General features: G+C 63.2%; 6 protein-coding genes and 1 pseudogene. All 7 read left to right on the plus strand.

All coding sequences use genetic code 11. The annotated features are described in order from the left end of the window. Positions 1–194: transposase (locus H5395_RS17715; protein ID WP_182791347.1), on the plus strand; the 194-nt coding region annotated here is incomplete at its 5' end. Between the two features lie 110 nt (positions 195–304). Next, the gene (locus H5395_RS17720; protein WP_182793841.1) at positions 305–1687 is read left to right on the plus strand and encodes an FAD-binding oxidoreductase; all 1383 of its coding nucleotides are present in this window, start codon (positions 305–307) and stop codon (positions 1685–1687) included. A 27-nt stretch (positions 1688–1714) separates the two neighbouring features. Beyond that, positions 1715–2065: a cupin domain-containing protein gene (locus H5395_RS17725; protein WP_182793842.1), complete on the plus strand. Its 351-nt coding sequence runs from the start codon at positions 1715–1717 to the stop codon at positions 2063–2065. Between the two features lie 341 nt (positions 2066–2406). Further along, a pseudogene (locus tag H5395_RS19655) lies at positions 2407–2484 on the plus strand (hypothetical protein); the annotation flags it as partial. Positions 2485–2502: 18 nt separating this feature from the next. Beyond that, on the plus strand, positions 2503–3111 hold the full coding sequence (locus tag H5395_RS17735) for a hypothetical protein (protein ID WP_182793843.1): 609 nt from the start codon (positions 2503–2505) through the stop codon (positions 3109–3111). Positions 3112–3206: 95 nt separating this feature from the next. Next, positions 3207–4067 (plus strand): calcium-binding protein, encoded by an 861-nt coding sequence (locus H5395_RS17740; RefSeq protein WP_182793844.1) that lies wholly within the window; start codon positions 3207–3209, stop codon positions 4065–4067. A gap of 191 nt (positions 4068–4258) precedes the next feature. Beyond that, positions 4259–4702 carry a hypothetical protein gene (locus H5395_RS17745; protein WP_182793845.1) on the plus strand — a complete coding sequence of 148 codons (444 nt, stop codon included), beginning with the start codon at positions 4259–4261 and terminating at the stop codon, positions 4700–4702. Positions 4703–4807: the final 105 nt, after the last annotated feature.

The following is a 4807-nucleotide window of genomic DNA, read 5'->3' on the forward strand; positions in this document are numbered from 1 at the left end:
GCATTGCTCGGCGGACAGTGGACAGCAGCGAGAGGTTGGGCTGCCACCGCTGGGTCGTCGAACGAACGCTTGCCTGGCTCAACCGCTTCCGCCGTCTGACTATCCGCTATGAGCGACGCGCCGACATCCACGAGGCCTTCGTAATCCTCGGCTGCGCCCTCATCTGCCTCAACCAGATCAGAAGGTTTTGTTAGATGCTCTTAGACGAATGTATGAAGTGTCAGCAACAGCCTGTGCAACAATGCGATGGTCCGCATGGCGGGCAATGGGATATTTACGTCTCCGAGCATTCGGGGGAGGAACCATGAACGCCAAGGAATTTCTGTCCAAGCTGCCCAGCACGCCGTTGTGGTTCGAAGCGACACCGGCACGGTCGGCCTTGGAGACTGACACCCAGGCAGATGTCGCCATCGTTGGCGCAGGCTATACCGGCCTGTGGACGGCCTATTACCTGCTGAAGGAACAGCCCTCGCTGCGCGTCGTGATCGTCGAGCGCGAGCATGTCGGCTTCGGCGCGTCGGGGCGCAACGGCGGTTGGGCCTCGGCGATCTTTCCGATCTCGCTGAAGCAGGTCAGCAAGATTTCCAGCCATGCAGACGCCTTGCAGCTGCAAGCGGCCATGAATGACACCGTGGATGAGATCGGCCGGGTTCTGAGCGCGGAAGACATCCAGGCGGATTACGCCAGGCAGGGCTTCGTCTCGCTGGCGCGGACCTCCGCGCAGGTGGCACGAGCGCAGGCCAGCGTCAGGGCGTCGTCTGACTTCGGCCTGCCCTATCAGTGGCGCGCTCTCGACTCGGCTGAGGCCCGCGACATGGTCGGTGCCGAGGGGGTGATGGGCGGTCTGTTCACGGACCATTGTGCGCTGGTCCATCCCGGAAAGCTGGTGCGCGGTCTGGCCCGCAAGGTCGAGGCCATGGGCGCGATCATCCATGAGCGCACGCCCGCGACCGAGATCCGACCGAATTGCGTGGTCACCCCGCGTGGTCGACTGACCGCACCGATTGTCGTGCGGGCGACCGAGGCGTTTTCCTGCCAGCAGCCCGGTCATCGCCGTTCCGTCATCCCCCTCTATTCGCTGGTGCTGGCAACCGAACCGCTCGGGCAGGATGTGCGGGACGCGCTGAACCTCAACCATCGTCGCGCCTTCAACGACATGCGCCATCTGCGCGTCTATGCACAGATCACCACGGACGGGCGAATGGTGTTCGGCGGCCGCGGCGCGCCCTACCATCTGGGATCGAAGATTCCGGCGCGGAACGATCTGGTAGATACGGTCCACGCAAAAATCCATCAGGCGATGCTGGAGTTCTTCCCGTCGTTGCAGGGGACGCGGATCACGCATCGCTGGGGCGGCCCACTGGGCGTAGCGCGCGACTGCTGCCCTTCGGTCGGGCTGGACGAGGCCACAGGCATGGCTTGGGCGGGGAACTATGTCGGCGACGGGGTGGCCACCAGCAATCTCGCCGGTCGGCTGCTGCGCAACCTGATCTTGAAGCGGGATGAGGCGATCAACCGCCTGCCGCTGGTCAACCACCGCTCGCCCCTGTGGGAACGCGAGCCGCTGCGCTGGTTCGGCGTGAACTGCGGCCTGACCGCCGCCACCCTCGGCGATGCCGAGGAGCGCGTGACCCGACGCCCGTCGCATGTGGCGCATATGCTTGAAGCGCTGACGGGCGCTCACTGACGATTCCGGAAAGAACAGGAGGATCCCATGACATCGATGGTCATCGTCAAGGACGCCGCGATCCGCTCGGCCGCGCTTGCCCCCGCCGGTCAGCGCGCCGGTGCCGACAGCGGAGATCCGCAACTGGGCATGCAGGCGCTTGCCCCTGACGCCAGCGGCAATTTGGGCATCTGGGAATGCCAGCCCGGAGGCTGGCCGGTGGTGAACCGTCCCGATACGGAATTCACCTACATCATCTCGGGCCGCGCCCGGCTGACCGACGATGCGACTGGTGATGTTGTCGAGATTACCGGCAGCGATCTGGTGATCCTGCCCCCTGGCTGGTCCGGCCGTTGGGACGTGCTGGAAACCGTTCGTAAGGTCTATGCGATCTACTGACCGGCGCAAGGCCGCGGCAGCGGGGGACTAGAGCCTGACCGGAAGGGACGCCCTACCACTAGAACGGTGTCTGTCATCAGGCGACAGGGATATTTCTGCGTTGCAGAACCAGCTTTTGGCTTTTTGCTGGTTGATCTTGGTGCGGGTATATTAGTGCGACGGAACCGGGCCGGGCTTGCCGGAGACTTCAGCTACTGAGAGGGATAGAGGTCCACGCTGCTCGAACCTCAAGGATTATGCCGAACTTAAGTGGCAATCCCATAGGGATTGCCGCTGTACTATGGCTCCGTTCGGCATAATCCAAATCACGGCATTATGAAGATTATGCCGATATCGGCATAATCTTCACTGGACAGGCCGGTGCCCAGGTCATCAACGGAGGACGGGGAGACGATACCCTGACCGGCGGCGAGGGGAAGGACATCTTCCGTGTCCGCTTGGGCGGAGGCTCGGACAGCATCACGGATTTTTTCGGCGACCGCCTGATCCTCGACGGCTTCCGGTTCGCGAACAAGGCAGCTTTCCTCGGGCAAGCCAAGCAGAGCGGGGCCGATGTGATCATCGAACTGGGCGCGGGCGAGCGACTGACACTGAGCAATGTCAAACTGGCCGCACTGAAGAATGCGGACATCGTGCTGGAAAACGTGAGCGGATCGCCCGCAGCAGTGACACCGCCGCCGACTTCCCGGCACACAGCGCCTGCCGCACCGACCCCGACTTCACCGATCGCCACACCTGCACCGCCCGGCGCAAAGACAATCATGGGGACCACGGGCCATGACCGTCTCGCAGGGGGCAGCGGCAGTGACCTCATCGACGGATTGGCCGGGAACGACACCCTGTCCGGCGGTGCATGGTCCGATATCTTCGTAATCAGCCGGGCGAACGGATCCGACACCATCCTGGACTTCAATCCTGCGGAGGGCGACGTCCTGAAAGTCGGAAGCTACGGCTTTCTTTCCGCGGCTGGGGCGTTGGCCAACGGAGTGCAGAAGGGCACCGATGTCGTGCTGTGGCTCGGGGGCTCGGGGGCTCGGAGAATGTGACGCTGAAGAATGTTCTCCTTGTGAACCTGGCTCCCCAAAGCATCGCCTTGGGCAGAGCAGCGCTAATTCTCTGCGGCACCTCGGGCAAGGACTGGATGCAGCCGACCGCCGGTGCCGTTCAGCAGCTTTCCGGCGGCACGGGCGATGACACCTGCTATGTGAACGATCCGTCCACGCGCATCGTCGAACATGCGGGCGGGGGCACCGACATTGTCATGGCTTGGACGAACTGGACGCTCAAGGCCAACGTCGAGAACCTCATGGTCTCCAATACGACGGGTCAGCTTTACGCCCGCGGCAACGCCGGCGCGAACCGCATCACCGGCGGCGACGCTAGCAGCCAGTCCCTGAACGGCGAAGGGGGTAACGATACCCTGACCGGCGGCGCGGGCCGGGACCGCTTCACCATCGATGCAGGCGAAGGCAATGACGTGATCACCGACTTCACTGTCGGAGCAAGCGGGGACCTGCTGCGGCTTAACGGCTTCGGCTTTGGCAGCTTCGCGGATGTTATGGATGCGGCCCGCCAGTCCGGAACCAGCGCGGTGATCGATCTGGGCGGAGGGCAGAACCTGACGCTGGAAAACACCAGGCTGTCCGCTTTGACCGAGGCAAACGTGGCCGACTTCGCGCCCAAGGCTGCCGGCATGAAGCTGCTGTTCGGCGACGAGTTCGATAGCCTCGATCTGCGATCTCCCACCAACCCGGAGGGAACCTGGCGGCCGGAGTACTACTGGGACGACCGGACCCTGGACTCGAATGGTGAGAAGCAGCTCTATGTCGATCCTGCGTTCAAGAACCTTGGCCTGAATCCGTTCAAGATCCGTGATGGCGTCCTGTCAGTCACGGTCAGCGAGACGCCTGACGAATTACTGTCCCAGGTGAGTAACAAGCCCTGTCTTTCGGGCGCCCTCACCTCGGAGCAGAGCTTCTCGGTCCAGTATGGCTACTTCTAGATGCGCGCGGAGATGCCGGAAGGCAGCGGCTTGTGTCCCGCGTGGTGGCTTCTGCCCATTGACGGCAGCTGGCCGCCTGAACTTGACCTCTTCGAGGTGCTGTCGAAGGACAGCAATGTCCTGCGCACCACTGCCATGGCAACGCCAGCGGCAAGCATACAGCCGAAGGTCAGGGCACGCTGGTCACCGACATGCGGATCGACTACGTCCGCGTCTACGAGCGCCCGCTTGACCACGCGGTCAAGGTGCTGCCGCAGTCCTGGAAGTCCGACAGCTTCGACTTCGCCGATCTTGGTGCCGCTGGTGCCACCATCAAGTGGGACTACAAGAGCACCCTGGCGCCTGGCGAGGTAAAGGCGAAGCTCGGTGGCGACTGGTCACGCTGGCTGACCGGAAACGATCGCAACAATTACCTGGGCGGCATCAACGCCCAGTACAACGAGCTCGACGGAGGCCGCGGCAATGACGTGCTGTTCGGCGGCAGCGGTGTCGATACCTTCGTCATTCGCGACGGGATGGGCAATGACACGATCCTGGACCTGTCCAAAGACGACAAGATACAGCTCGACGGCTTCCACTTCCGCCATATCGAGGATGTCCGCGCCTGGGTCCGTGCTGCGCGACAAACAGGATGAGATTCCGCGTCAACCTGGATGAGACGCCGCGGTGGGCATGTGACGGAGGAGGGCGTAGCCCCGACCGGAGGCGCACGCCCACCGCAGCGGGCATTTTGCGTCTGT

The organism is Paracoccus sp. MC1854, from assembly GCF_014164635.1.
Taxonomy (GTDB): Bacteria; Pseudomonadota; Alphaproteobacteria; order Rhodobacterales; family Rhodobacteraceae; genus Paracoccus.

Coding starts and splice junctions, on each gene's coding strand:
- H5395_RS17725 (WP_182793842.1), top strand. CDS start 1,715: ATGACATCGATGGTCATCGTCAAGGACGCCGCGATCCGCTCGGCCGCG.
- H5395_RS17740 (WP_182793844.1), top strand. CDS start 3,207: ATGCAGCCGACCGCCGGTGCCGTTCAGCAGCTTTCCGGCGGCACGGGC.
- H5395_RS17745 (WP_182793845.1), top strand. CDS start 4,259: ATGCGGATCGACTACGTCCGCGTCTACGAGCGCCCGCTTGACCACGCG.
- H5395_RS17720 (WP_182793841.1), top strand. CDS start 305: ATGAACGCCAAGGAATTTCTGTCCAAGCTGCCCAGCACGCCGTTGTGG.